At 63.1% G+C, this 26,350-nt stretch carries 24 protein-coding genes and 1 tRNA gene; 18 read left to right on the plus strand and 7 right to left on the minus strand.

All coding sequences use genetic code 11. From position 1 onward, the window contains the following. The first annotated feature begins 458 nt into the window (after window positions 1-458). The 3 genes from ACO06O_RS10235 (at window position 459) to ACO06O_RS10245 (ending at window position 3,717) form a co-directional block, all read left to right on the plus strand. Window positions 459-3,023: a GcvT family protein gene (locus ACO06O_RS10235; RefSeq protein WP_421879108.1), complete on the plus strand. Its 2,565-nt coding sequence runs from the start codon at window positions 459-461 to the stop codon at window positions 3,021-3,023. 140 nt (window positions 3,024-3,163) lie between these two features. Beyond that, window positions 3,164-3,415 (plus strand): type II toxin-antitoxin system ParD family antitoxin, encoded by a 252-nt coding sequence (locus ACO06O_RS10240; protein ID WP_420416263.1) that lies wholly within the window; start codon window positions 3,164-3,166, stop codon window positions 3,413-3,415. Further along, window positions 3,412-3,717, plus strand: coding sequence for a type II toxin-antitoxin system RelE/ParE family toxin (locus ACO06O_RS10245; protein WP_421879111.1), 306 nt, complete (start codon window positions 3,412-3,414; stop codon window positions 3,715-3,717). The genes ACO06O_RS10240 and ACO06O_RS10245 overlap by 4 nt, the downstream gene beginning before the upstream one ends. A gap of 10 nt (window positions 3,718-3,727) precedes the next feature. Here the strand turns inward: ACO06O_RS10245 and ACO06O_RS10250 are convergent, their stop codons facing one another. Then, the gene (locus ACO06O_RS10250) at window positions 3,728-4,453 is read right to left on the minus strand and encodes an FCD domain-containing protein (protein WP_421879114.1); all 726 of its coding nucleotides are present in this window, start codon (window positions 4,451-4,453) and stop codon (window positions 3,728-3,730) included. A gap of 331 nt (window positions 4,454-4,784) precedes the next feature. Between ACO06O_RS10250 and ACO06O_RS10255 the strand changes: the two genes are divergently transcribed. The 11 genes from ACO06O_RS10255 to ACO06O_RS10305 all read left to right on the plus strand — a co-directional run bounded on the left by ACO06O_RS10255 (window position 4,785) and on the right by ACO06O_RS10305 (window position 14,431). After that, the gene (locus tag ACO06O_RS10255) at window positions 4,785-5,909 is read left to right on the plus strand and encodes a cupin domain-containing protein (RefSeq protein WP_421879117.1); all 1,125 of its coding nucleotides are present in this window, start codon (window positions 4,785-4,787) and stop codon (window positions 5,907-5,909) included. Window positions 5,910-5,980: 71 nt separating this feature from the next. After that, a complete protein-coding gene (locus ACO06O_RS10260; RefSeq protein ID WP_421879120.1) occupies window positions 5,981-6,895 on the plus strand; it encodes a fumarylacetoacetate hydrolase family protein in 915 nt (304 codons plus the stop codon). A 117-nt stretch (window positions 6,896-7,012) separates the two neighbouring features. After that, on the plus strand, window positions 7,013-7,675 hold the full coding sequence (locus ACO06O_RS10265; RefSeq protein WP_421879122.1) for a flavin reductase family protein: 663 nt from the start codon (window positions 7,013-7,015) through the stop codon (window positions 7,673-7,675). A 74-nt stretch (window positions 7,676-7,749) separates the two neighbouring features. Next, on the plus strand, window positions 7,750-8,190 hold the full coding sequence (locus tag ACO06O_RS10270) for a DUF2948 family protein (protein ID WP_420416257.1): 441 nt from the start codon (window positions 7,750-7,752) through the stop codon (window positions 8,188-8,190). A gap of 158 nt (window positions 8,191-8,348) precedes the next feature. Then, window positions 8,349-9,332: a 1,2-phenylacetyl-CoA epoxidase subunit PaaA gene (gene paaA / locus ACO06O_RS10275; RefSeq protein ID WP_420416256.1), complete on the plus strand. Its 984-nt coding sequence runs from the start codon at window positions 8,349-8,351 to the stop codon at window positions 9,330-9,332. 12 nt (window positions 9,333-9,344) lie between these two features. Continuing rightward, the gene (gene paaB / locus ACO06O_RS10280) at window positions 9,345-9,638 is read left to right on the plus strand and encodes a 1,2-phenylacetyl-CoA epoxidase subunit PaaB (protein ID WP_420416255.1); all 294 of its coding nucleotides are present in this window, start codon (window positions 9,345-9,347) and stop codon (window positions 9,636-9,638) included. Window positions 9,639-9,641: 3 nt separating this feature from the next. Further along, window positions 9,642-10,415 (plus strand): 1,2-phenylacetyl-CoA epoxidase subunit PaaC, encoded by a 774-nt coding sequence (gene paaC, locus ACO06O_RS10285; RefSeq protein ID WP_421879126.1) that lies wholly within the window; start codon window positions 9,642-9,644, stop codon window positions 10,413-10,415. A gap of 3 nt (window positions 10,416-10,418) precedes the next feature. Continuing rightward, on the plus strand, window positions 10,419-10,943 hold the full coding sequence (paaD, locus tag ACO06O_RS10290) for a 1,2-phenylacetyl-CoA epoxidase subunit PaaD (protein WP_421879128.1): 525 nt from the start codon (window positions 10,419-10,421) through the stop codon (window positions 10,941-10,943). Between the two features lie 11 nt (window positions 10,944-10,954). After that, window positions 10,955-12,049 carry a 1,2-phenylacetyl-CoA epoxidase subunit PaaE gene (paaE, locus tag ACO06O_RS10295; RefSeq protein ID WP_421879130.1) on the plus strand — a complete coding sequence of 365 codons (1,095 nt, stop codon included), beginning with the start codon at window positions 10,955-10,957 and terminating at the stop codon, window positions 12,047-12,049. 1,040 nt (window positions 12,050-13,089) lie between these two features. After that, window positions 13,090-13,704 (plus strand): CDP-alcohol phosphatidyltransferase family protein, encoded by a 615-nt coding sequence (locus ACO06O_RS10300; protein ID WP_421879133.1) that lies wholly within the window; start codon window positions 13,090-13,092, stop codon window positions 13,702-13,704. 7 nt (window positions 13,705-13,711) lie between these two features. Beyond that, entirely contained in the window at window positions 13,712-14,431 is a 720-nt protein-coding gene (locus ACO06O_RS10305) for an SOS response-associated peptidase (RefSeq protein WP_421879136.1), read from the plus strand. Window positions 14,432-14,433: 2 nt separating this feature from the next. Here the strand turns inward: ACO06O_RS10305 and ACO06O_RS10310 are convergent, their stop codons facing one another. Together ACO06O_RS10310 and hppD are read right to left on the minus strand one after the other, a co-directional pair. Beyond that, window positions 14,434-15,222: a creatininase family protein gene (locus tag ACO06O_RS10310; RefSeq protein WP_421879138.1), complete on the minus strand. Its 789-nt coding sequence runs from the start codon at window positions 15,220-15,222 to the stop codon at window positions 14,434-14,436. A 44-nt stretch (window positions 15,223-15,266) separates the two neighbouring features. Further along, window positions 15,267-16,346 (minus strand): 4-hydroxyphenylpyruvate dioxygenase, encoded by a 1,080-nt coding sequence (gene hppD, locus ACO06O_RS10315; RefSeq protein ID WP_421879140.1) that lies wholly within the window; start codon window positions 16,344-16,346, stop codon window positions 15,267-15,269. A gap of 100 nt (window positions 16,347-16,446) precedes the next feature. On the opposite strand from hppD, the gene ACO06O_RS10320 reads away from it, so the two are divergent. Together ACO06O_RS10320 and ACO06O_RS10325 are read left to right on the plus strand one after the other, a co-directional pair. Then, entirely contained in the window at window positions 16,447-17,241 is a 795-nt protein-coding gene (locus ACO06O_RS10320; protein ID WP_421879143.1) for a helix-turn-helix domain-containing protein, read from the plus strand. Window positions 17,242-17,303: 62 nt separating this feature from the next. Further along, on the plus strand, window positions 17,304-17,834 hold the full coding sequence (locus ACO06O_RS10325) for a hypothetical protein (RefSeq protein ID WP_421879146.1): 531 nt from the start codon (window positions 17,304-17,306) through the stop codon (window positions 17,832-17,834). Window position 17,835: 1 nt separating this feature from the next. Here ACO06O_RS10325 and ACO06O_RS10330 read toward each other — a convergent pair whose 3' ends face one another. Both ACO06O_RS10330 and murA read right to left on the minus strand, forming a co-directional pair. Then, a complete protein-coding gene (locus tag ACO06O_RS10330; RefSeq protein ID WP_421879148.1) occupies window positions 17,836-18,648 on the minus strand; it encodes a phosphate/phosphite/phosphonate ABC transporter substrate-binding protein in 813 nt (270 codons plus the stop codon). Beyond that, the gene (gene murA / locus ACO06O_RS10335) at window positions 18,648-19,922 is read right to left on the minus strand and encodes a UDP-N-acetylglucosamine 1-carboxyvinyltransferase (protein ID WP_421879423.1); all 1,275 of its coding nucleotides are present in this window, start codon (window positions 19,920-19,922) and stop codon (window positions 18,648-18,650) included. The genes ACO06O_RS10330 and murA overlap by 1 nt, the downstream gene beginning before the upstream one ends. 531 nt (window positions 19,923-20,453) lie before the next feature. On the opposite strand from murA, the gene ACO06O_RS10340 reads away from it, so the two are divergent. Then, window positions 20,454-20,528: transfer RNA gene (locus ACO06O_RS10340), tRNA-Thr, on the plus strand. Between the two features lie 332 nt (window positions 20,529-20,860). After that, window positions 20,861-23,026, plus strand: a complete 2,166-nt coding sequence (gene katG, locus ACO06O_RS10345) for a catalase/peroxidase HPI (RefSeq protein ID WP_421879151.1) — start codon at window positions 20,861-20,863, stop codon at window positions 23,024-23,026. A 229-nt stretch (window positions 23,027-23,255) separates the two neighbouring features. Here katG and ACO06O_RS10350 read toward each other — a convergent pair whose 3' ends face one another. Both ACO06O_RS10350 and ACO06O_RS10355 read right to left on the minus strand, forming a co-directional pair. Next, on the minus strand, window positions 23,256-24,197 hold the full coding sequence (locus ACO06O_RS10350; RefSeq protein ID WP_421879154.1) for a glycosyltransferase family 2 protein: 942 nt from the start codon (window positions 24,195-24,197) through the stop codon (window positions 23,256-23,258). Window positions 24,198-24,211: 14 nt separating this feature from the next. Then, window positions 24,212-26,278, minus strand: coding sequence for a hypothetical protein (locus tag ACO06O_RS10355; protein WP_421879157.1), 2,067 nt, complete (start codon window positions 26,276-26,278; stop codon window positions 24,212-24,214). Between the last annotated feature and the right edge of the window lie 72 nt (window positions 26,279-26,350).

Genomic DNA, 26,350 nt, shown 5'->3' on the forward strand with positions numbered 1-26,350 from the left:
CGCCTACGGACATCTGTCCTTCACCACCCCGACACGTTTCAGTCCCGGGCAAAGAATACCCGCCGCCGGCGGAGGAGACTCCTCCGCCACAGCAACTCTACTTCCTAAAGGCTTAATGCCCGGTAACCGAACGCCAAAATTTGAGGAGATTCTTCTCCAACCCCTGCACACATTCATACGCCGTTAACCATAATCTGGCAACCGCCGCTGGGGCGCCAGCTTCACGGAATCCGCCCAGGTGCGAGTGTCCGGTGGCGTAGGAATTGCCGTCAACGTCGCAATCGTGAAAGCCGCCCGGGACGGTTTTCAACATCCTGCGCCGCATTGGCGTGTAAGTCCGGCGGGCTATCCTGCAGACGGACCGACCAGGCCTACGCCGCCCGGCGCCACCAAGCATTCGCTGGGGCGCCTGACGGTGTTGGCATTCAACTTATTCTTCTGAGACGGAGACGGTATCTATGGCGCAGTTCCACAAGAAGGCGGATGTCGTGATCATCGGCCTGGGCGGCATTGTCGGGGCGTCGGTGGCCCACCACCTGATCGAGCGGGGCTGGGAAAACATCATCGGCATCGACAAGTCGGGGATCCCGACGGATATCGGCTCCACCGGGCATGCATCGGATTTCTGCTTCAACACGATGCACGATCCGATCACGATCTTCACCACGAAGTATTCCATCGACTTCTACGAGGCGCGCGGCCGCTATGAACGGATCGGCGGCATCGAAGTCGCGCGCAAGGGCGACGACGAGCGGATGCTGGAACTGGAACGCCGCGTCAGCTCCGGCCGCGCCTTCGGCAACCGGGTGCATATGATCTCCGCCAAGGAAGCCAAGGAGATGATGCCGCTGCTGGAGGAAGACGTGATCCAGGGCGCGCTCTACGACCCGGATGCCGGTCTGGTCGTCCCGCGTTCGCAGACCGTCGCCGGCGAACTGGTTCAGGAAGCCGTGAACAGCGGCAAGTTGGAATCGATCCCCAACACGCCCTGCACCGGCCTGGATATCGAAAACGGCAAGATCAAGGGCGTGCACACCCCGCGCGGTTATATCGAGACCTCCAAGGTCGTCGTCTGCGCCGGCCTGTGGGGCCGTCTGATCGCCGAAATGGCCGGCGAGGACCTGCCGGTCATGCCGGTCGACCATCCGCTGACCTTCTTCGGGCCGTATGACGAGTTCAAGGGCACCGGCAAGGAGATCGGCTATCCGTTGCTGCGCGACCAGGGCAACTCCGCCTATCTGCGCGACACCGGCGCGGCCGGCACGACCGAGGGCGGCCAGATCGAATGGGGCTATTACGAAGAGAAGGAACCGCGCCTGGTCCATCCGCGCGACCTTCTGGAAAAGGAAGAGGCCCGCCTGTCCCCGTCTCAGCGCGATCTGGACATGGAACAGATCATGGAGCCGCTGGAACGCGCGCTGGAACTGACCCCGATCCTGGGCGAGCTGGGCTATAACGAGAAGCATTCCTTCAACGGTCTGCTACAGGTCACCGCCGACGGCGGCCCGTCCATCGGGGAATCCCCGGAAGTGCGCGGCCTGTGGTACGGCGTCTCCGTCTGGGTCAAGGACGGCCCCGGCACCGGCAAGCTGATCGCCGACTGGATGACCGACGGCCGGACCGATATCGACCACCACGCCATCGACTATGCCCGTTACTATCCGATCCAGAAGTCGGAGCGCTATATCCACGACCGCTGCTTCGAATCCGCCTTCAAGATCTACAACCCGCCGGTCCATGGCCGGGAGCCCTATTCCAAGGGCCGCAACCTGCGCTGCGCCCCGTATTACCTGCGCGAAAAGGAACTGGGCGCGCATTTCATGGAAATCGCCGGCTGGGAGCGGGCCCATGGCTATGCCAGCAACAATCATCTGCTGGAGAAATACGCCGACCGCGTGCCGGAGCGCCTGAACGAGTGGGACAGCCGCCATTTCTGGCGCGTCTCCAACGCCGAGCATCTGGAACTGTCCGAGAATGTGGGCATGGTCAACCTGTCCCACTTCGCCATCTATGACGTCACCGGTAACGACGCCGCGACGCTGATGGAATACGTCTCCTCCTCCAAGGTCGCGGGCGACACCGCCGTCGGCAAGGGCGTCTATACCAACTTCCTGGACGATACCGGGGGCATTCAGGCGGACCTGACCGTCCTGCGCCTGGGCGAAAACCGGTTCCAGATGATCGACGGCGGCGATGCGGGCAACCGCGACGCGACCTATCTGCGCCGCATGGCCCAGGACAAGGAATGGGACGTCTACGTCGAGGACCGGACCGACCATTACGGCTGTATCGGCGTCTGGGGCCCTAATGCCCGCGCGACCCTGAAGCAGCTGGCCGACAATCCGGCCGGTCTGGACCTGGAAAACTTCGCCTTCGGGGCCTGCAAGGATTTCACCCTGCGCGGCATTCCGGTGAAGGGTTTCCGCATTTCCTATGTCGGCGAACAGGGTTGGGAACTGCACTTCTCCATGTCCTACGGCCTGGCGCTCTGGGACATGTTCCGCGAAGTCGGCATCACCCCGGTCGGCGTCGAGACCTATGCCAACAGCCGCCGTCTGGAAAAGAGCCTGCGCCTGCAGAACGCCGACCTGCTGACCGAATACAATCTGCTGGAGGCCGGTCTGGCCCGCCCGAAGGTCAAGGCCGCCGATTTCCGCGGCAAGGAGGCGAACCTGCGCCACCGCGACCTGCCCCATCAGGCGGCCATGCTGTGTACCATGACGGTCACCGACAATATCGACCGCGACGGCGTCGCCCGCTTCATGATGGGCAACTGCCCGATCGTCGATCCGGCGACTAACGAGGTCCTGATCGACAGCCTGGGACGCCGTTCCTACACGACCTCCCTGGCCTTCGGCCCATCCGTCGGTAAGAACATCGCCATGGGCTACCTGCCCCACGATTACTGCCAGGAAGGCCGGGAACTGGAGATCGAATACTTCAACCAGAAATTCCCGGTGAAGGTTGAAGGCATCGGCATGAAAGCCCTCTACGACCCGACCAATGCGCGGATGAAGTCGTAGAAACCTGCTTCAAAGCCAGAATTTGAGAGCCGCCGGATCCCGGTGGCTCTTTTCTTGTCGGTCAAGCCATCGGCATCAACACTCTTGCGCTCAATCAAAACACCTCCCACACTATGTCAATCATTGACATAGAGGACGCCATGGCAACCAACGTTCACCTGACCCCGGAACTGGAATCCTTCGCCCGCGCCTGCGTGGAGGGGGGCGAGTACAACAATGTGAGCGAAGTTGTGCGGTCGGCGCTGCGGCTGTTGAAGGTGCAGGAGGATCGCAAACGGGCCTTCGATGCCATGCTGTCCGAGACGGTCCGCGAAACGGACGAGGGCGGCGCGCGATCCGCCGATGACGTGCTGGAAAGACTGGACGCGATCATCGAGACCGCCGAGCGGTGATCCGGGCGGTCCTATCCCCTGCCGCGGAGCGGGATGTCGTCGAAATCGTTACCTGGATCGCGGCGGAAAACCCCGTCGCCGCGCGCGGCTTCCGTATGGCATTGGAACAGCTCGCCATCGCCATCGGCGACCACCCGGAGATCGGCGCCTGGAAACCGCATATCGCCTCGCCGCCGACCCGCTTTCTGCCGATCCGGGGGTATCCCCATATTGCGGTCTATACGCCGGAACGCGACCCGCCCTTGATTTTACGGGTCCTGCATGGCGCGCGGGATCTCCCGGACGTTCTGCACGATCTTTGACGTCACCGGGTCAGGACAAGCCCGCCACCTGCCGCCCCGTATCCCGGAAGTGCCGTTCCAGCAGGGCGACGGCCGCCTCCGCGTCCCGCGCCAGGACGGCATCGACCAGGGCTCTATGTTCGGCATCTGCGTTGCGTTCGCCCTTTGTGACGGCGCGGGTCAGGGCGGTGACGCGGTAGCGTTCGGTTTCCATGTAGAGCGTGTCGGCCATCTGTAGCAGGCGGGGCGAGCCGCAGGCGGCGATGAGGGCGCGGTGGAAACGGCGGTGACGGAATTCCAGTTCGATCAGGGCCTGGTCCAGATCCTCGCCCGACGTGTCCGCCGCGATCCGGCCGGTCTGGCGGGAAAGCTGATGGGCGGCGGCGAGGATTTCCGCCTCCCAGGCATCGTCGCCGCGTTGAATAGCCCGGCGCAGGGCTTCGGTCTCGATCACGATGCGGGAATCGATGGCGTCTGCCATTTCCTCCGGCGACAGGGAGGCGACGATGAAGCCGCGCAGGGACAGGGACTGGACGAGGCGTTCCCCCTGCAGGCGGTTCAGCGCCTCGCGCAGCGGCGAGAAGCCGGCGCCATAGCGCGCCTTCAACTGTTCCAGGCGCAGCGGCATTCCCGGCGCCAGCGCCCCGCGCACGATATCCCAGCGCATGCGCTCATAGACACTGTCGGCCAACGTCACCTTGCCCGCCGCGTCATTGGCGGCGGCCGGGGCGTAGGGGGAAGTCAGGGGCTGGGTCACGGCGTGGTCCTTTAATGTGCTGTCGTCACCCCGGCGAAAGCCGGGGTCCAGGGGAAACAGGCAGCGTACGTACCGGTGGCCCTGGATTCCGGCTTTCGCCGGAATGACGGAAAGTAACTCATTGTGTTCCTGCGGAAGCAGGAACCTTCGCCGATCCCGTACGGTGCCGGGACAACGAGGACGCCTGCTTTCGCAGGAGTACAATAGTGATAGTTACGAAAATGTTCAAGATTTTCGAAAATCCTGTTTACAAGCATGCCCCCCGGAGTCAGTCTTCCGACAACGGGCCGGGACAACCGGGCCGGCGAAACGCATACCGGGAGCGAAGACCATGACCTCCACCCGCCAAAACTACCGCGAGTATGTCGCCGGGCGCGCCAATGTCGAGGACACGCCGGAACTGGCCGCCTATTACGACGAGTTGGAAACCTTCAGCGCGGGCGCCCTGTGGACCGTCGCCAACAAGATCGAGCCCTGGGAGCCGAAATCCGACTCCCTGCCGATGATCTGGCGCTACAACGATCTGCGAGACCATGTGCTGCGCTCGGTCGATCTGGTATCGCCGGAAAAGGCCGGACGGCGGGTGATCTATCTGGAAAATCCCGGCCGCAAGGAAGTCGCGGCGGCCGTTGGCTGGCTCTATTCCGGGCTGCAGGTCATGCATCCGGGGGAACGCGCCTCGGCGCACCGGCATTCGGCCTCCGCCCTGCGCTTCATCATGGAAGGGTCCGGCGCCTATACCATCGTCGACGGCCACAAGATGACGCTGAAGCGCAACGATTTCGTGCTGACGCCGAACGGCACCTGGCACGAGCACGCCGTGGCCGAGAACGGAACCCCCTGCATCTGGCAGGACGGTTTGGATATCCCGCTGGTCAATTGCCTGGAGGCCAATTTCTATGAGGTCCACCCGGACCTGCAGCAGGCGACGAACTATCCGGTCGACGACATGACCAAGGCCTGGGGCAATCCCGGCCTGACCCCGGTCGGCGGCGCGTGGGAGAAAGGCTACTCCCCGATGTTCAAATACGAATGGGAGCCGACCTATGAGGCGCTGTCCCGCCTGGCGGAGAACAGCGACGGCTCGCCCTTCGACGGGGTGATGATGAACTATATCAACCCGGTGACCGGCGGACCGGTGATGCAGACCATCGGCGCCAGCATGCAGATACTGCGCCCCGGCGAGAAGACCCGCGCCCACCGCCATACCGGCAGCTACCTTTATCAATGCGCCAAGGGGGCGGGCTATTCGATCATCAACGGCAAACGCTTCGACTGGACGGAGCGGGACATCTTCTGCGTCCCGTCCTGGGCGTGGCATGAACATGCCAATGCGTCGGACGGCGAGGATGCCTGCCTGTTCTGCTTCAACGACCTGCCGGTCATGAAGGCACTGGGCCTCTATCGCGAGGAAGCCTTCGGCGACAATGGCGGCCACCAGCCACTGGTCGGTTAAACGCCAAAGATAAACACCGTCATTCCCGCGCAGGCGGGGATGACGACCAGACAAGCAAAGGACCAAATGCCATGAAACTCGTAACCTTCCGCTCCTCCATCGAGGCCCCTGCCCGTCTGGGCGCGCTTGAGGACGATCTGGTCATCGATATCGGCTTCCTGGGCGAGGCGACCGGCGAAGTGTTTCCGGAAACCATGCTGGAACTGATCGATCTGGGTCCGGCGGCGCTGAGCCGGATCGCGCAGGTTCTGGACGTGACGCGCAACAAATGGCCGCTGGGCGCCGCCCTGCCGGTGGAGGATATCAGCCTCTGCGCCCCGATCCCGCGGCCGCGCAAGAACATCTTCGGCATCGGCCTGAACTATCTGGAACATGTCGAGGAAACCAAGAAGCCGCTGGACGGGCCGAAGGACCTGCCGGAGAAGCCGGTGATCTTCTCCAAGCCGCCGACCGCCGTCATCGGCCCGGGCCAGGCGATCGAGCATAACGCGGCGATCACCCAGCAGCTCGACTGGGAGGTCGAACTGGCCGTCATCATCGGCCGCACGGCCCGCAAGGTCTCCGAGGCCGACGCGATGCGCCATGTCTTCGGCTACAGCGTGATGATCGACGTCTCCGCCCGCGACAACCGCCGGGCCGGTCAGTGGATCTATTCCAAGGGCATGGACACCTATGCGCCGTTCGGTCCCTGCATCATCACGCCGGACGAGATCGCCGATCCGCAGAATCTGAACCTGTGGCTGACGGTCAACGGCGTCGAGAAGCAAAATTCGAACACCAAGCATATGCTGTTCAAGATCCCGACGCTGATCTCCGACATCTCGCAGGGCATCACGCTGGAGCCGGGCGACATCATCGCCACCGGCACCCCGGAGGGCGTCGGCGCCGGCCGAACGCCGCAGGAATGGCTATGGCCCGGCGATGTGGTGGAAGCGCATGTCGAAGGCATCGGCACGATCCGTCACCCGGTGGTGAAGATCGGCTAAATCATGATCGTCATTCCCGCGAAGGCGGGAATCCAGGGCCACCGGCACGCCCCTGCCCCATGCCCTGGATCCCCGCCTTCGCGGGGATGACGCAATCCTAGAAAGAGACCGAAAAGAATGCAGTTCGACCTGAGCCAGATTCCCAGCCAGATCGCCTATAAGCTGATGACCTCCACGGTCACGCCGCGGCCCATCGCCTGGGTGACCAGCATGTCCAAGGCGGGCGTTGTGAATGCCGCGCCCTACAGCTTCTTCAACGTCATGGGCAGCGAGCCGCCGACGGTCGTGATTGGATTGTTGAAGGACCCGAAAAAGGGATTCAAGGACACGGCGGAAAACATTCTGACCACGGGCGAATTCGTCATCAATCTGGTGACGGAGAACGTGGCCGAGAAGATGAATGTGACCTCCATCGACGCGCCGCGCGACATCGATGAACTGTCCTGCGCCAGGCTGACGGGGCGGCCGTCGCAATTCGTGAAGCCGCCGCAGATCGCGGAATCCCCGGTGTCATTCGAATGCGTCAACCATGCTTCGATGGTCACCGGCCCGCATCAGACCCTGGTCGTCGGGCGGGTTCTGGGGATCCGCATCGACGACGAATACGTGATGGACGCCGAAAAGGGCTATGTCGACACGCCCGCAATCCACACGATCGGGCGCATGCATGGCAGCGGCTGGTACACCCGCACGGGCGATACGTTCCAACTCGACCGGCCGACCTGGGCGGATTGGCCCCACAAGGACGGGATGACAAAGGACAGGCTGGCAAAGGACTGATTGCCGCAGCCCTCGACACCCTCGGGCGGGACTTGTATCGTCCGGGCAAGGCATTAACGGGGGAAACCATCCTTATGCGTAAAGAGGCCGCGCCTCTCAAGATGCGGGCGTTCGACCTGGAGGACTTGTCCGTCCTGTCCAGCATGGTCCAGGACGCCCTGGCTCCGGCGGGGGATATGATCTACCTGGCGGACGAACAGCGCTTCCTGATTGCGTTGAACCGGTTCCGTTGGGAAGTCGCGGGCGATTTCCCGCCCTTCAGCCGCACCCATTCGGGCCTGCGCTTCGATTCCGTCACCAAGGTCGAACGCCGCAACATGCCGAAGGACGACCGCGACCGGATGCTGTCGCTCCTGTCCATCGCCTATCACGACGACACCGTGATGCTGACCTTCTCCGGCGACGCGGCCTTGCGGCTGACCGTCGAAAAGCTGGCTGTCGGACTGGAAGATCTCGGCGAGGCTTGGCCGACCCAGTGGCGGCCGGAACACCGCCCGGACGACGCGACAGACTGACCCCCTTCAGAATCACCGACATTGCACGCCGGCCCGCGTGCTGCATTCGCACATGTCAACGTGATACAAAATAATTGCGAATATCGCAAAAAAGTGTATCATAAAGACGGTGAGACGAACGAGCCCGCCCCGCGGGCCATGGCGCCAGGGATGGAAACATGAGCGATCTGCGCGACAAGAAAGGTTACGAGAACTGGGACGAGGCCGGGGTCGCCCGTTTCGAAGCCCTGCTGGCAGCCGAGGAAAAGGTCGAACCCCGCGACTGGATGCCGGACGGCTATCGCAAGCTGCTGGTCCGCCAGATCTCTCAACACGCCCATTCCGAGGTCGTCGGCATGCTGCCGGAAGGCAACTGGCTGACCCGCGCACCGACCCTGAAGCGCAAGGCGGTCCTGCTGGCCAAGATCCAGGACGAGGCCGGGCACGCCCTCTACCTTTACAGCGCCTGTGAAACCCTGGGCACGACCCGGGACGAAACCATCGAGGCGCTGCATGACGGGCGCGCCAAATACTCGTCGATCTTCAACTATCCGACCCTGACCTGGGCCGATATCGGCGCCATCGGCTGGCTGGTCGACGGCGCAGCCATCGTGAACCAGGTGATGCTGTGCCGATGCTCCTACGGGCCCTATGCCCGCGCAATGGAGCGCATCTGCAAGGAAGAAAGCTTCCACCAGCGCCAGGGCTACGAGATCGTCACCAAGCTGGCCCAGGGCACGCCGGAACAGAAGAAGATGGCGCAGGAAGCGCTGAACCGCTGGTGGTGGCCGTCGCTGATGATGTTCGGCCCGCATGACAGCGAGTCGACCCATGGCAACCAGTCAACCGAGTGGAAGATCAAACGCCGGTCGAATGACGATCTGCGCCAGCATTTCGTCGACATGACCGTGCCGCAGGCCGAGATCTTGGGCCTGACCGTCCCGGACCCCGACCTGAAATGGAACGAGGAACGCGGCCATTACGATTTCGGTCCGATCGACTGGGACGAATTCAAGCGCGTTCTGAAGGGCGGCGGGCCGGTCGGCCGCGAACGCCTGAATGCCCGCCGCAAGGCCTGGGAAGACGGCGCCTGGGTGCGCGAAGCCGCCCTGGCCCATGCCGAGAAACGCCGGGCGCGCCGGCAGGCCGCAGCCGCCGAATAAGGAGATATCGTGATGCCCGCTTCCTCCCGCGAATGGCCGCTTTGGGAAATCTTCGTGCGCAGCCGCCAGGGGCTCAGCCACAAACATGTCGGATCGCTGCGCGCGGTCGATGCCGAGATGGCGATCCAGAACGCCCGCGACGTCTATACCCGCCGCCGCGAAGGCGAGAGCATCTGGGTGGTCGAGGCCAGCCATATCCACGCCTCGCAGCCGGAATCGCGTGGCCCCTTCTTCGACCCGGCCGACGACAAGATCTACCGCCACCCGACCTTCTATGACGTCCCGGACGGCGTGGAGAATATGTAAGCCATGACGACCGCGACCGATATCGACCGCAAGAGCCTGACCGAATACCTGCTGCGGCTCGGCGACACGTCTTTGATCCTGGGCCACCGCCTGTCGGAATGGTGCGGCCACGGCCCGGTGCTGGAGGAAGACATCGCGATGTCCAATATCGCGCTGGATCTGATCGGTCAGGCACGGCTGCTCTACACCTATGCCGGAACCGTCGAGGGCGAAGGCCGGGACGAGGACGACTTCGCCTTCAAGCGCGATGTGACCGACTGGAAGAACCTGTTGCTGGCGGAACAGCCGAACGGCGATTTTGCCGCGACCATGGTGCGACAATTCCTGATCGACTGTTTCAATGTCGAACTCTACACGGCCCTGTCGAAGAGCACCGATACGGAGCTTGCGGCGATCGCCGCCAAGTCGCTGAAGGAAGTAACCTATCACCGCCGGCACAGCGGCGAATGGATCATCCGCATGGGCGACGGTACCGACGAAAGCCATCGCCGGGTCCAAAGGGCCCTGGACGACCACTGGATCTTCGTCGACGAACTGTTCGAAACCGACGCGTTGGACACGGCCATCGTCTCGGCGGGTATCGGTCCCGACCTGACGGCCTTGCGGCCTGCCTGGGATTCGATGGTCGACCGGGTCCTGGCGGAAGCGACCTTGACCCGGCCGCAGACGGATTTCCCACGCAGCGGTGGGCGCACCGGTTCGCATTCGGAATATCTCGGCTTCATTCTGTCCGATCTGCAATTCATGCAGCGCGCCTATCCGGGCATGGAGTGGTAGGCCATGACCGTCGTCGCCCTGAACGATAAGCGGCGGGAAGCGGCGATCTGGGACCTTCTGGAAGAGGTGCCGGATCCCGAGGTCCCTGCACTCTCCATCCGGGACCTCGGCGTCGTTCGGGACGTTCGTGTCGACGAGAACGGCGCGGTGCGCCTGGCCGTCACGCCGACCTATTCCGGCTGTCCGGCGACGGCGGCGATCAACCTGTCGATCCGGGACCGGCTGCTCCGCGCGGGCTATGACAATGTAGCCATCGATACCGTCCTGGCCCCGGCCTGGACGACCGATTGGATCAGCGACGAAGGCAAGCGCAAGCTCCGCGACTACGGCATCGCGCCGCCGGTCGGCAAGGCAGCGGATGAAGGCGCCGGACGCGGCACCCTGTTCGGTGTCGACCCGGACGTCCCCTGCCCGCATTGCGGCAGCGCCGCGACGGAGAAGGTCAGCGAGTTCGGCTCCACGGCCTGCAAGGCACAGTACCGCTGCACGGACTGCCTGGAGCCTTTCGAATATTTCAAATGTATCTGAGGAACGGGACGATGGCGGGTTTTCACTCTCTGACGGTATCGGAAATTCGGCGTGAGACGGACGACGCGGTCTCCATTCGCCTGGATGTCCCCGATGCTCTGCGCGACGCCTTCCGCTTCGCCCCCGGCCAGTATCTGACCCTGCGCGCAGAAATCGACGGCGAGGATGTCCGCCGGTCCTATTCCATCTGCAGCGGCGTCAATGACAACGAGTTGCGGGTCGCCGTGAAGAAGGTGCTGGACGGCCGCTTTTCGTCCTATGCAAACGACACGCTGGCGGTCGGCGATACGCTTCAGGTCATGCCACCGGAAGGCCGCTTCACGGCCCCGATCGATGCCGCCGCGGCGAAATCCTATCTGATGATAGCGGCGGGCAGCGGCATCACGCCGATCCTGTCCCTCGCCAAGACCTATCTGGAAGCGGAACCGAACAGCACGGTTACCCTGATTTACGGCAACAAGACGTCGGCCTCGATCATCTTCCTGGAGGCGTTACAGGAATTGAAGGACGTCTATCCGACGCGCTTCAGCCAGATCCACATCCTGTCCCGCCAGCCGCGCGAAGTCCCCTTGCTGAACGGCCGGATCGACCGCGAAAAATGCGCCGCCCTGTTCGCCGGGCCCGTCGACGCGTCGGATGCCGACGAGGTCTTCCTGTGCGGTCCACAGGGCATGATCGATGAAGCCGTCGCCGCCCTGAAGGATGCAAGCGTCGAAGACCGCAAAATCCACACCGAACTCTTTACCCCGGCCGATGGCGGCGCGGCCGCACTGAAGGCACGCGAGGAACGGGCCAAGACGCTCAGCGACGCGGACCGCGCCAAGCAACGGCAGGTGACGCTGATCTTCGACGGTATCGAAAGCGACCTTGCCGTCGCCTCCGACGGCCCGGCCATACTGGACGCCGCCATGGAAACCCGCGCGGACATCCCCTATTCCTGCAAGGGCGGCATGTGCTGTACCTGCCGCTGCAAGGTGCTGGAGGGTGAAGTCGCGATGGACGTCAACTACGCCCTGACGCCGGAAGAAACCGAATCCGGCTTCGTCCTCGCCTGCCAGGCCCACCCGATGACCGACCGCGTGGTATTGGATTTCGACGTGAAGTAGCGGCATTGCCGCGAAGGCTCCTGCTTTCGCAAGAGCACGGTGCAGATCGGATCGTCGCCCCGGCGAAAGCCGGGGGGCCAGGGGGAGCAGGCACGCTCCGTGCCGGTGGCCCTGGATTCCGGCTTCCGCCGGAATGACGAAACATCTCAAAGCCGCGTTCCTGCGAAAGCAGGAACCTTCCTGCCGCACCCGCCGTGCGAAATCCGCAAAGGCTCCTGCCTCCGCAGGAGCTCGGGGCGGATCGAAACGTCACCCCGGCGAAAGCCGGGGTCCAGGGGTGCAGGCACGCGCCCTGCCGGTGGCCCTGGGTTTCGGCCTCCGCCGGAATGACGACACGTCCCAAAGCCGTGTTCCTGCGAAAGCAGGAACCTTCCTGCCACACCCACCGTGCAAAATCCGCGAAGGCTCCTGCTTCCGCAGGAGCACGGTGCACGTCACCCCGGCGAAAGCCGGGGTCCAGGAGCAACAGGCACACCCTCTGCCGGTAGCTCTGGACTCCGGCTTCCGCCGGAATGACGAAACATCTCAAAGCCGCGTTCCTGCGAAAGCAGGAACCTTCCTGCCACACTCACCGTGCGAAATCCGAGAACGCTCCTGCTGCCGCAGGAGCGCGGCGCATGTTGGAGCGTCACCCCGGCGAAAGCCGGGGTCCAGGGGCAGCAGGCACGCACCCTGCCGGTGGCCCTGGATTCCGGCTTCCGCCGGAATGACGACGCTTCCCAACGCCGTGTTCCTGCGAAAGCAGGAACCTTCCTGCCGCACGCACCGTGCGAATTCCGCAAAGGCTCCTGCTGCCGCAGGAGCACGGAGTACATCAAAGCGTCACCCCGGCGAAAGCCGGGGTCCAGGAGCAACAGGCACACCCTCTGCCGGTGGTCCTGGATTCCGGCTTCCGCCGGAATGACGACGCTTCCCAACGCCGCGTTCCTGCAAACGCAGGAACCTTCCCGCCACACCTACCGTGCGAAAACCGCAAAGGCTCCTGTTTCCGCAGGAGCGCGGATGTTGTCTCCTGCATCTGGCCGCCGCATCATGGCTCCATGTTCGACGCTCGCCTTCGTCCCTTGATCGATCCGCCCCTGGACGCCATTGCGCGGCGCCTCACCGCGCTTCGGTTGACGGCGAATGCGGTGACCTTCCTGGGCTTTCTCATTGGCATAGCGGGAGCCGCAGCCATTGGTGCCGACTATATATGGCTCGGTCTCGCGCTGATCCTCGCGAACCGATTGTTCGACGGGCTGGACGGGGCGCTGGCTCGGCAGCAGGGCGCGACGGATTTCGGTGGCTATCTGGACATCGTGCTGGACTTCATCGTCTATGCGGCGATCCCGTTGGGCTTTGCGGCGCTGAATCCGGTTGAGAACGCCCTGCCCGCGGCCTTCCTGATTTTCAGCTTTGTCGGGACCGGCACCAGCTTCCTCGCCTTCGCCATCGTCGCGGCGAAACGCGGCATGTCGACCGATCTGCGCGGATCCAAATCCTTCTACTATCTGGGCGGATTGACCGAAGGGACCGAGACCATCGCCTTTTTCATCCTGTGCTGCGTTTTGCCCGAGCATTTCCCGGTCCTCGCCGTTATCTTCGGCGCCCTGTGCTGGGTGACGACCGCAACCCGGGTTCTGGCGGCGCGGTCGATGTTCAAGGAAGAGGGTTAGGACCGATATGTGCGGACGGTATTCGCTGACCACGCCGATCGAAGGCATTCGCAGATTGTTCGGATTCGAACGCATTCCCAACCTGCCCGCCCGACACAACATCGCCCCGACACAGGCCGTCCTGGCCGTGCGCGAAGAAAACAGCGTCCGAACCTGTTTCATGGCACGTTGGGGCTTGATCCCCGGCTGGTCCAAGGACCCGTCCATCGGTGCGAAGATGATCAATGCCCGCGCTGAAACGGTTCGGGAGAAGCCCTCCTTCAAAACCGCCTTCAAACGCCGTCGCTGCCTGATTCCGGTCGACGCCTTCTATGAATGGAAGACGCTGGGGGGCAAGAAACAGCCTTTCCGTATCGCTTTCGACGATGGCGAGGTCTTCGCCTTCGCGGGCCTGTGGGAGCGCTGGCAAGGGGCGGACGGGGCGGATGTGGAGACCTGCAGCATCGTCACCACGGAAGCGAACGAGGCGCTGCACGACCTGCATCACCGCATGCCGGTCATTGTCGATCCGCATCGGTTCGAAACTTGGCTGCATGCCGACGAGGACGAGGCCGCGCGGGTCATGCGCCCCTATGTCGGCGTACGGAAACTCGTCTATCATCCGGTATCGCCGCGCCTTAACGATGTCCGCAACGACGATGAGGACTTGTCCCGGCCGATCGAACTGGATCCGGAATTGCTGAAAGAACCAGCGAAGAAATCCGACGACCAAATGTCGCTGTTCTAGGATTACCGCGACGGCGGCGCCATCCCGTCGAATTCGGACAGGAAGACGGCGAAGTTCGACGCGGCACGGGCAATCAGGCGGCGCCCGGTCTCCGCATCTGCGGCCAAGGCGTCCCCCGCCGCGCCCTGCGGATTGAGATCCCGCATCAGCCAGCCCAGTTTGACCGGCTTCCCGCCGACGCCGACGAAACGGTTGCGCTTGGCCCATTCTTCCCCAGCGGACGGGAATCTCGCCAACTGGTCCTGTCGCACGGCTGCGTCCCGGATTGCCAGCATGGCCGATGTCTCCAGCGCGCCGCCATGAATGCCGTGGGTCAACTCATCGGCGTCCAGCACCCCTTCCGCCTCGGCCAGGGCATACCAGGACGTATGGGCGGTCAGCATGCCATGGGCCGCACGCAGATCGCGCGCCACTATATCCATGGCAGATACGTTGCCACCATGACCGTTGAAGATCACCAGCTTGCGGATACCCGCCCGGGCCACGCCTTGCCCGATCTCGGTCCACAGCCGGATCAGCGTTTCCGCCGACAGGCTGAGCGTGCCTGGAAAATCCTCATGCTCGATGCTGCGTCCGATGGCCTGCATCGGCAGGATCAGGATGTCCAGATTGGGATCGATCGCGGGAATGGCTGCGTCCAACACGGCGGCAGCGAGGTCGCTATCGACCGAAAGCGGCAGATGCGGCCCGTGTTGCTCCGTCGCGCCGACAGGCAGAACGGCAATCGCGCGGTCCCTGTCGACCGCGCGAAACTCTTCCACCGTCAAATCTACCCAGTATCGTGCCGTCATGGCGGGAGAATGGCCGCAGACGCCGGGAACCGCAACCGCCGGGATTACGCCTTTGCGGCGATCACCCCGCGCTGCACCTGATCGCGCTCGATGCTTTCGAACAGGGCCTTGAAATTGCCTTCGCCGAAGCCTTCGTCGTGTTTGCGCTGAATGATCTCGAAGAAGGCCGGGCCCAGCAACGGTTTGGTAAAGATTTGCAGCAGGATGCGCGGATCGCCGTCTTCGGTCGAACCATCGACCAACAGGCCGCGCGCCTTCATCTCGTCAACCGGTTCGCCATGACCGGGCAGGCGTTCTTCCAGCATGTCGTAATAGGTCGCGGGCGGCGGTTTCATGAAATCGATGCCCAGCGCCCGCAGACGGTCGACCGTGGCATAGATGTCGTCGGTGGACAGGGCGATATGCTGAATGCCCTCGCCGTTGAAATCGTCCAGGAATTCCTGGATCTGCCCCTTGCCCTCGGTCGCTTCCTCGTTCAGCGGGATTCGGATCAGCCCATCGGGCGCGGCCATGGCCTTGGAATGAAGCCCTGTATACTCGCCCTTGATGTCGAAATACCGGATTTCCTTGAAATTGAAGAAGCGTTCATAGAAGGACGCCCAATAGCCCATCCGGCCCTTGTAGACATTGTGGGTCAGGTGATCGATCGTCTTCAGACCGGCCCCGGCGGGGTTGCGATCGACCCCGTCCAGATACTTGAAATCGATGTCATAGATCGTCGCCTGATCGCCGAACCGGTCGATCAGGAAGATCGGCGTGCCGCCGATGCCCTTGATCGCGGGTAGGCGCAGTTCCATCGGCCCGGTCGGCAGTTCCATCGGTTCCGCCCCGCGCCGCAGCAATTCGTCATAGGCGTGATGCGCGTCCTGAACCCGGAATGCCATGGCGCAGGCAGCGGGACCGTGTTCCGCCGCGAAGAACTCCGCCTGGCTGCGGGGCTGTTCGTTCAGGATGAAATTGATATCGCCCTGCCGGTAGAGCGCGGTCTTCTTGGATCGGTGCTGAGCGACCTTGGTGAATCCCAGCGCGGTCATGACCTGTTCGAGAAGCTTCGGGTCCGGCGCGGAAAACTCCACAAATTCAAAACCTTGAAGCCCGATCGGGTTTTGCGCTTCCTGGGTCATCGACTGCCTCCGGCAAGATTGGGAATGCGGCGCAGTCTAGTCCCTGTCGCTTGGGTGTGATAGAAAGCTGTTTCACATAGTGAAACACAGATAACCATATATGGCAGTCAAATCCATCGAGAGCCTGCGCCGCGGTCTGGCGGTCTATGACCTGCTTCATCGGCAGGGCGCCACCAGCCTGGCGACCCTTGCCCGTGAAACCGGGCTGCCAAAAGCGACCCTGCTGCGACTGCTGCGCACGCTTCAGGAATCGGGCTGGATCGTGCGACGGTTCAATGACGGCCAATATCTGCCCGCCACGACCGCCCGCCCCAGTTTCGACATCCGTCATTGGCTTTTGCAGTCGGGAATGGCGGCGGTCCAATCCCTCAGCGATATGACCGGCCTGCCGGCCGATCTGGTCGCGCTGACCGACATCCCGTCATTGGAAGTCGTCGACAGCACGCGCCGCCGCACACCGGGAGGCGTCGACCCGCTGGTTGCCGGTTTCCGTCCCAGCTTCCTGTTCTCCTCCCCGGGTCGGGCCGTCCTCGCCAATCTGCCCGACACGGAACGGGAGCGCATACTGACCTATGTGCAAGGGGCGGACTCGCCCGCCATCCGGTTCGAATTGACCAGCGGACGCCTGGCGCAGGAATTGGACGCGACGCGGCGGCGCGGCTATGGCATCCGTGCGGCGGGCTATTGGCCGGACAGTTCAGACTATGGCGCGGAACCGATGGACATTTCGGTCCCGATCATCGCCGGCGTCCGCGTTCTCGGCGCGGTCAGCCTGGTCTGGCCGTCCCGGGACCGAACCCCCGACGGGGTCGCCCGGGACCATCTGGACGCGATGCGCGCCGCCGCCGATGAAATTTCCAGGGCGGCCCTTTCTTCTTCGGATCGGATGCGCTAGGCCTGGAACTTGTGGAGGGGCATTGCCATATCCGGCATGGTTCGAACCCGATAGGTGATCTTATGTCCCGCATTTGCGGTCCGATTGGATTGGTGACCGCCCTGTTCCTGTTCGCCGCGACCATTCCGTCGGCGACCGCGCAATCCACCGAGAAGATCCGTTGCGGCACGGCGGCCAGCCTCGCCTTCGTCCGCGACACGATCAAACCGAAGCGCCACTTGGCCGGGATGATCATGGGCGTGGCTCAACAGACGACCACGTTCAACGCGACCCTGGCGGAAGCCCAATCGAAAGGCTTCGGTCAACAGATGGTCGGCTTTTATCAGAAGATGCTGGATCAAACCCTGCTGATGCATACGCCGTCCTGGGAATGCAATCTTGCTGCCGCCTATGCCGCGCACTTGACGGACGACCAACTGACATCACTGACCGCCGAGCGTCAGATGTCGCCCGCTTTCACCGATTTGCAAACCGTGAAGCCCCAGATCGACACGCAGATGCGCGCCAAGTCAGAGGGCATCCTGCAAAGCGCCGTATCCGAATTTCTGTCTGGCGGGGTCCAGTTCCTGCAGGCCTACAAGCGAAAGAATTGATCTAGGCGACCTGCGGGTAACCCAACCGTTCGGCCTCTGCCTTCATGGCAAGCATGGGCGCGTAATCCTCCACCCCGGCGGGTCGCATTGCCTTGATCAACAGATCCCCGCGGCACGTGGCCAGATCCGGGTCTTTCGCGGCGTCGAGCAAGGCATCCCGGATTCGCCGGACCAGATCGGCCTGCGCATCCACGCGCACGGCATAGGGTAAAGCCGGGGCCTGGCGCGTCCATTGCAGCACCCGAAGCTCCTCCACCGCCTGCGACCGATATCGATGCAGCAGCGCCCAGGTCACGCTGTCTATCGCGGCGACATCCGCCTCTCCGCGCCGGACTGCCTCGGCCGACAAGGCATGCCCGCCGCTCAGGACGATGGAACCGAAGAATGTCCCCGCCGGCGCCAAGGGAGCCACTGTATGGCGCAGCGCGTTCATGCCGGAATGAGAATTGGCATTGTTCACGGCCGCCCGGCGCCCCCGAAGATCGCTCAGCGACGTCACGGAATCGGCCCGGCGGACGATGATCGCGCTGGAATAGTGACCCGGCGCGCATCCTTCGCAGTCATAGTCCGGCGTTGCCACCGGCTGCAGATAGTCCCGCAACTCTGTCATCAAAGGGTAGCCACAGGTCTGGGTCAGCAGCAGGGCCGGATCGCGCCACAGCGCTTCGCCATCCGACGCCCGGGTCAGCGTATCAGGCACATCCGCCACGCCCTGCCGGCGCAGATGCCCGGCGATACCCACCCACCAGGCATCCGTTGCGCCGGTCAGTTCCGGAAGGTCATATTGCGGAAGGCTGGCGAAGGGCGAATTCATCACCCGGCGATACGTTCAATCTGCGCACCGCACGCCGCAAGTTTGACGTCCAGGCGCTCATACCCCCGGTCCAGGTGATAAATCCGGTTCACGATGGTTTCGCCCTGTGCCGCCAGACCGGCAATGACCAACGCCACCGAGGCCCGCAGATCGGTCGCCATGACCTGCGCCCCGGTCAACCGGTGCACGCCGCGCACCATGGCAGATCGGCCGTGCAGGTTGATGCTGGCCCCCATGCGGCTCAATTCGGGCACATGCATGAAGCGGTTCTCGAAAATCGTCTCCGTCACCATGGACGCGCCCTGCGCCGTCGACAACAGCGCCATCATCTGGGCCTGAAGGTCTGTCGGGAAACCGGGATAGGGTTCCGTCATCACATCGGTTCCGACCAGGGCGCCGCAGCGAATGCGCATGCCGTCCGGCACGCGGTCGACGATAACACCCGCTGCCTCCATCGACGCGATTGCCGCCCCCAACGTATCGGGCCGCGCCCCGATCAGGGTCGCGTCGCCGCGCGTGGCGGCAACGGCCATGGCATAGGTGCCGGTTTCGATCCTGTCCGGCATCACCGCATGTTCCGCGCCGTTCAGAGACTCGACACCCTGGATCTCGATCGTGTCGCTGCCCGCGCCTTGAATGCGTGCGCCCATGGCTTTCAGGCATTCCGCCAGATCGACGATTTCCGGCTCACGCGCGGCGTTGATCAGGCGCGTCGTTCCCTTCGCCAGGGTCGCCGCCATCATCAAATTTTCCGTCGCGCCGACCGACACGAAGGGGAAGGTCACTTCCGCGCCGGTCAGACCGTTCGGCGCAACGGCGACGATGTAGCCGCCGTCCAGTTCGATCTCCGCCCCAAGCAATTGGAGGCCCTTCAGATGCAGATCGACCGGCCGCGTGCCGATGGCGCAGCCGCCGGGCAGCGAGACCCGCGCTTTCCCGTGCTTCGCCAGCAAGGGGCCCAGCACCAGAACACCGGCGCGCATCTTCCGGACGATATCGTATTCCGCGACCGTGTTGTTCAGGGTGCCGCCGTTCATCACCAGGCGCTGCGGTGCGCCGTCCCCATCGGGCGTTTCGAACGCGACTTCGATGCCCAGGCTTTCCAACAGCTGCGCCGTGGTCCGGATATCCGCCAGGCGCGGTACATTGGTCAGGGTCAGAACCCCATCGGTCAGGATCGACGCGCACATCAGTTTCAACGCGGAATTCTTCGCGCCGCCGATGCGGATATTCCCTTTCAAAGGAGTGCCGCCGATGATCCTGATCTTGTCCATGCCGCCCGTCTTTCCAGCCGTCGGCGCATCCACATTCGGGGCGGCGACATTGTCCAGCAACGCATTATTCAGATCATGGGGCGACATGGAAACCTCTCTGAAAAACCTGTTTTCGGGTGGGCCGGACTGATCAGGCCGGCCGGATCTGACTTACGCGTTCACTCGGACTGATATGAAGGCCTAAACGGGGCGAAACCGGGGCGATCAGCCGGACCGGTCCGAACCGCCGCCTTCAGGGGTTCCGTCGCCGGGGAGTGTAGACGATTCGCCCTCCGTCTCCTGTCGTCTGGCACGTTGCTGCGCCTTTCGGCGGGCAAGATTCGCGCGCAGTTTCTCGGCCTGCCGATCCAGGCGAGCCTGTTCGCTGTCGGAGAGTTTGCGACCGTTCGTCATGCCCCGGAAATGCCGTCCCGCGCGGTTCGAGTCAAGTCGATCACCTTCGGCCTTGCACACCCCCAACCGCTATGGCATAAGCGCGCCCGCTTGGGCAGGGAATGTAGGATTCTCGACATTCCTTCCGCCGACGAGAAAGCTGCCGTAGCTCAGGGGTAGAGCACTCCCTTGGTAAGGGAGAGGCCCGGGGTTCAATTCCCCGCGGCAGCACCATTTCCAAAGAATTTAATCCAGACCACCGTTGCGACTCGCAGCGGGCATTAACCTTTGCCCGCCGTCGCATCCGACCTGCCGATTCCGCCGTTTCCGGGAACGATTTCGTTCTTTCCCGATCTTTAAAACGCGCATCTCCGATCTAGTTTAGAATAGCTATAAAAAGCAATTGACCTAGTTTAGAATGAGTATAAACTGCGAAAAGGTCGAAAGCGTGACCCGGCGGTTCAGTTTCAGCCGGCACCAATTTGGAACAACCTGCGACGGCCGGGACCGGGGTCACCTCCCCCTTCCGACGTCCAAACATAACCCGATCAAGCAAGGAGATCGTTATGGACGGAAACAACATCCCCTCAGGCTGCCCCGTCGCACACGGTGGTAATACGTCGTCCGGCGCCTCGGTCACGAAATGGTGGCCGCGCGCACTCAATCTGGACATCCTGCACCAACACGGTGCCCGGACCAATCCGATGGACCCCGACTACAATCACCGGGACGCGGTCAAGGCGCTCGACTACGAAGCCGTCAAGGCGGACGTCAAAGCCCTGATGACCGAAAGCCAGGAATGGTGGCCGGCGGATTGGGGTCACTATGGCGGTCTGATGATCCGCCTGGCCTGGCATTCGGCCGGTTCCTATCGCATGGGCGACGGCCGGGGCGGCGCCGGTTCCGGCAACATCCGTTTCGCGCCGCTCAACAGCTGGCCCGACAACGGCAACCTCGACAAGGCCCGCCGCCTACTGTGGCCGGTAAAGAAGAAATACGGCAACGCGCTGTCCTGGGCGGACCTGATCATCCTGGCCGGCAACATGGCCTATGAATCCATGGGTCTGAAGACCTTCGGCTTCGGTTTCGGCCGTGAAGACATCTGGGGCCCGGAGCAGGACGTCTACTGGGGTGCCGAAACCGAATGGCTGGCGGCGAGCGAAAACCGCCACGAGGACCTGGAAGACGCGTCCACGCTGTTCAATCCGCTGGCGGCCATCCATATGGGCCTGATCTATGTGAACCCGGAAGGCGTCAACGGACAGCCCAACCCGACCATGACGGCCAAATATGTGCGTGAAACCTTCTCCCGCATGGCCATGAATGACGAGGAAACGGCGGCTCTGACCTGCGGCGGCCACACGGTCGGCAAGGCCCATGGTCGTGGCAAGGATATCGGCCCGGAACCGGAAGCCGCGCCGATCGATCAGCAGGGCTTCGGCTGGGCCAATCCGGCGCTGGACGGCAAGGCGACCAACGCTCATACCTCCGGCCTGGAAGGCGCCTGGACCAAGAACCCGACGCAGTGGGACATGGGCTACTTCGAATACCTGTTCAACTATGAATGGGAGCTGAAGAAATCCCCCGCCGGCGCCTGGCAATGGGAACCGGTCGACATGCCGGAAGACCAGAAGCCGGTCGATCCGACAGATCCGTCGATCCGCCGCAATCCGATCATGACCGACGCCGACATGGCGATGAAGGTCGACCCGATCTACAACGAGATCTGCCAGAAATTCATGGCCGATCCCGATTACTTCGCGGATACGTTCGCCCGCGCCTGGTTCAAGCTGACCCACCGCGATATGGGTCCGAAGGTGAACTATTACGGTCCCGACGTCCCGTCCGAAGACTTGATCTGGCAGGACCCGGTCCCGGCCGGCAACACCCAATACGACGTCGCAGCGGTGAAGGCCAAGATCGCCGGAAGCGGCTTGTCTCCGGCCGAACTGATTGCCACCGCCTGGGACAGCGCCCGGACGTTCCGTGGGTCCGACAAACGCGGCGGCGCGAATGGTGCGCATATCCGACTGGCCCCGCAAAAGGATTGGGAAGGCAATGAGCCGGCCCGCCTGGCGAAAGTCCTGGGCGTGCTGGAACCGATCGCGGCCGCGGCCGGTGCGTCGATTGCCGACGTCATCGTCCTGGGCGGCACCGTCGGGCTGGAGCAGGCGATCAAAGCCGCCGGTGCCAAGGCCGACGTGCCGTTCTCGCCGGGCCGTGGGGACGCCACCGAAGCCCAGACGGACGCTGAGTCCTTCGACGTGCTGGAGCCCATCGCCGACGGGTTCCGGAACTGGCAGAAGGAACGCTATGCCGTTGCCCCCGAAGAGCTGATGCTCGACCGGGCGCAGCTTCTCGGTCTGACGGCCGCGGAGATGACCGTATTGGTCGGCGGTCTGCGGGTCCTCGGTGTCAATCACGGCGGCTCGAAGCATGGCGTCTTCACCGACCGGGTCGGTCAGTTGACGAACGACTTCTTCGTCAATCTGACCGACATGGCCTATAGCTGGCACCCGGTGAAAGGCGGCACCTATGAGATCCGCGATCGGAAGTCGGGCGCGGTCAAGTGGACCGCCACAAGCACCGATCTGGTCTTCGGGTCGAATTCGATCCTGCGGGCCTATGCCGAAGTCTACGCCCAGGACGACAACCAGGATAAATTCATCCGGGATTTCGTCGCGGCCTGGACCAAGGTCATGAATGCGGATCGTTTCGATCTCGTCGCGTAAGTGTAAACGTGCCCGGGCGGAGAAGGCTCCGCCCGGGTACTGTGCTCCGCATCCCCTGTCTCTTGCAAAGCCAGCCCACTCTCGGAACTTTCTGAACAGGCTCTATACGTGAACCGCGACGAACAGTTGCACTCACTGCAAGATTAGACCGGCAAGCGAAACGAACACCAGATGCACCCCGCCATTCAAGGGCATACCCGTGATTTCGAAGCGCCGAAGCCCGACCCCGTCAATCCGTATTCCCGTCCGTCAGGATGTCCCAGCCGGAGACGCTGGTACGGCGGCGGCGCGGCAGGAGGGCGAGTGGGACGGTCGCCAGGAAATGCAGGTAGATGATCGCCGATAGGCCGGCCAGAACCGCTTTGGGATAGAACTCCCAGAAATTCTTGCGAAAGAAGCGGATCAGAGACCGGTGCTTGTGCCAGTTGACGAAGACCGGCCGGTGCTGCGAGCTGACACCCTTATGGTGCAGGACCTCGACCGTCGGCAGGAAGAAGATGTCGCGCCCATCCTGGGTGAGGCGCAGGCATAGATCGATATCTTCGAAATGCAGGAAATAGCTTTCGTCGAAGGCACCGAACTTCTTCAAATCGGCCGCCCGGACCATCATGCAGGCACCGGAAACGGCCTGAACGATGGTCGCCCCTTTCGGCAGGGGGCGCTGGGTGTGATTGAAATGCCGGAAGCGCGGGTGGTTCGGCAACAATTTGTGAATGCCTAACAGGACGCAGCCGACCTGAAAGGGGGATGGGATGTCCCGACGGCACCCCGCCTGCTCGCGTCCGTCGGGGCCGAGGATAAGCGGACCGACCATGCTGGCTTTGGCGTTCTTCTCCAGGAACCGGCTCAGGCGCGACACGCTGTTGGCCGACAGGACGCAATCCGGATTCAAGAACAGGATATGCCTGCCCGACGCGGCCTTCAGCCCGGCATTGCAGCCATGGGCGAAGCCGGAATTATAGCCGACCTCGACAATTGTGATGGTGCGGCGGTCGTTGGACAGCGTGCGGATTGCCGCCAGGCTGTCGTCCGTCGACGCGTTGTCGACGACAATCACTTCCAGGTCGACGCGGGTCTGGGCCAGGACGCTCTGCACGGCGTCCAGCAGATAGTGGCCGGCATTGTAGTTCACGATAATGACGGAAACCGCCGTGTCCTTGCGGACGGCCATCCGATCTGCCCCCCTCAATCTTGCGGCACCGGTGCCGCCGTGCCTCCCGCCGCCCCGTCACCATAGTCGCGCCGCAAATCCGCTTCGAACTGTGGGTCGATGGGCAGGATCAGGTCCAGCCCCAAATCGATTGCACGCAGGATCGAGCGCATCGCGTCGCGGTTCCGTTCTGCCGGAACCTTATGCAGGGATGCAAGCGCCGCGTAATATACAGCGACCGGGTCGTCCGGGTTCTGCTGCAGTCTTTGCGCGGTTTCGGCCGCCAACCGGTCAAACGCCCCTGCTTGCTTCAGAAGCTCGAAATAGCCGACGGAGACGTCGGTTCGTTTCGGTTCCAAGGCCCAATGTCGTTCGACGAGCGCACGCCACAAATTCACATTTTCCACGGCAATCTGTTGCATTGCCGCGCCTTGATAGAAGGCGAGATCGTTGAGAACGGATAGGCCGACCAGAAGCATGGGCGCCGCGGCGGTCGAACTCCGCACCGTTTCCGTCCGCTCCAGGAGCGCCCGCGCCAGCAGCGCATCATCCTGCCAGTCCCGGCTGTCGCGCAGCCGCTCCCGCTTCCGCCAGATCTCCCGCATCAGGATGGATTCGACGAAATAGGATCCTCGCGGATCGCGCGGAAACGCATCGAACCGCAAAGCGTGTTCCGGCGTCTCTGCAATCTGGTCATACTTATGCGCCGTCACGGCAATGTCGAAAGCCGCCAACCGAGTGAAGGTCACCGCGAATAGAACAGCCATTGCCGCCATAGCCGCCATACAGGCCACCCGGCGCCCTGCCGGGATCGTCTTCTGCGCAGGTTCCGGTTGATCCGAGCCAGGTCGATCCGGAACGATGCAGCAGACCGCCGCCAAGGCGAGGAACGGAAGCGCGAAGCTGAACTCGAACCAAAGCCCCCCCATTGCCAGATAGAATAACAGCAGGAACCACAATGCCCCCCTCTGCGCGCGCGCGGCATACCGAATTGCGGTCACAAACACGATGACATGAACGGTCAGCCCCAGCACTCCCGCGGACAACAGCGTTTCAACCGCCGCATTGTGGCTGTGGAATATATCCCGCCAGACAAAGTCCCATTCCTGCCGATAAACGGGATAATCCGCGGCGAGAAAGTTAGAATAATATGCCGCCTGAACATGGCCCCAGCCGCGCCCCAACGCCAACTGGGCCAGGCTCGAATCCTGCAGCACCGCCCAGGACAATTCATGAATAAGGACCCGCGATTGCAGGGATGCCGGCACAAAATCCGACGGCATCGCAAACAGCAGCGCAACCGGTGCAAGAATGGTACTGGCAAGCAGACCGGTCGCCGCCAGCGGGTTAGCGAAGAACCGCATTCCATGGGCGACCGATGGGGATAAACGGAAAAGCGTCAGCATCAGGGCCAGCCCGGCGGAAATGGCAATTGCCGCCAGATTGCCGGACACCGCCATTAGAACAATGGAGATCCCCAGAATCGCGCAGTTCAGTTGCCCGGCTAAACCGCGCCCGGTCAGAGACACGGCGATTCCTGCCGCCGCCAGATAGGCGTATGAATCCCCTCCAGGCAGGAACAGGACGGTCTCCGGCATCAGCATGTCGACGATCCTGCCGAGAGTCAGGCCGCCAAGCGCCGCAAGCAGGCCCCAGTCGAGAAGGCGACGCCATGTATCGATCCCCACCAGGACCGAGAAAAGAAGGGCGGCGACCGCAAAATGCATGAACCAGAGCAGGCCTTGACCGGATTGATAGGTGCCGGCGACGGCCAGTAGCGGAAACTCGGCGCTGACCGCACCGGGCAGCCCGCCGGCCGCCAGGGCAAGGCCCCCGCAGAATAGAGCGAAACCAGGCCCTCGCAATGAACGGAAGGCCAGGCCGGGACCGCCGCGTGCCAGTGCCAATACCAGGCCGCCGCACGCCAGTGCGCCCCCCAGATGCATCATCCAGATGGACACCGCGGTCAGCCGCCAAGCCCCCCATTCAAACGGCTGCAACGCCCCGAACGGCGACAAGAGCATCACCGCCACGGCGGCGCAGGCCAGGGCTTGGAACGCCTGTCCGGTCCCGCTATCGGCATCGCGCAGGGGCGGTGTCATCTTCGGACTTTCCTACAGAATTTGGCCTGACCATGGTGGCATCCGCCAACCGGCGGTTACAACCGGACAATG

Origin of the sequence: Pacificispira sp., from assembly GCF_965228185.1 — a bacterium.
In the GTDB taxonomy this organism is placed as follows: domain Bacteria; phylum Pseudomonadota; class Alphaproteobacteria; order UBA8366; family Aestuariispiraceae; genus Pacificispira.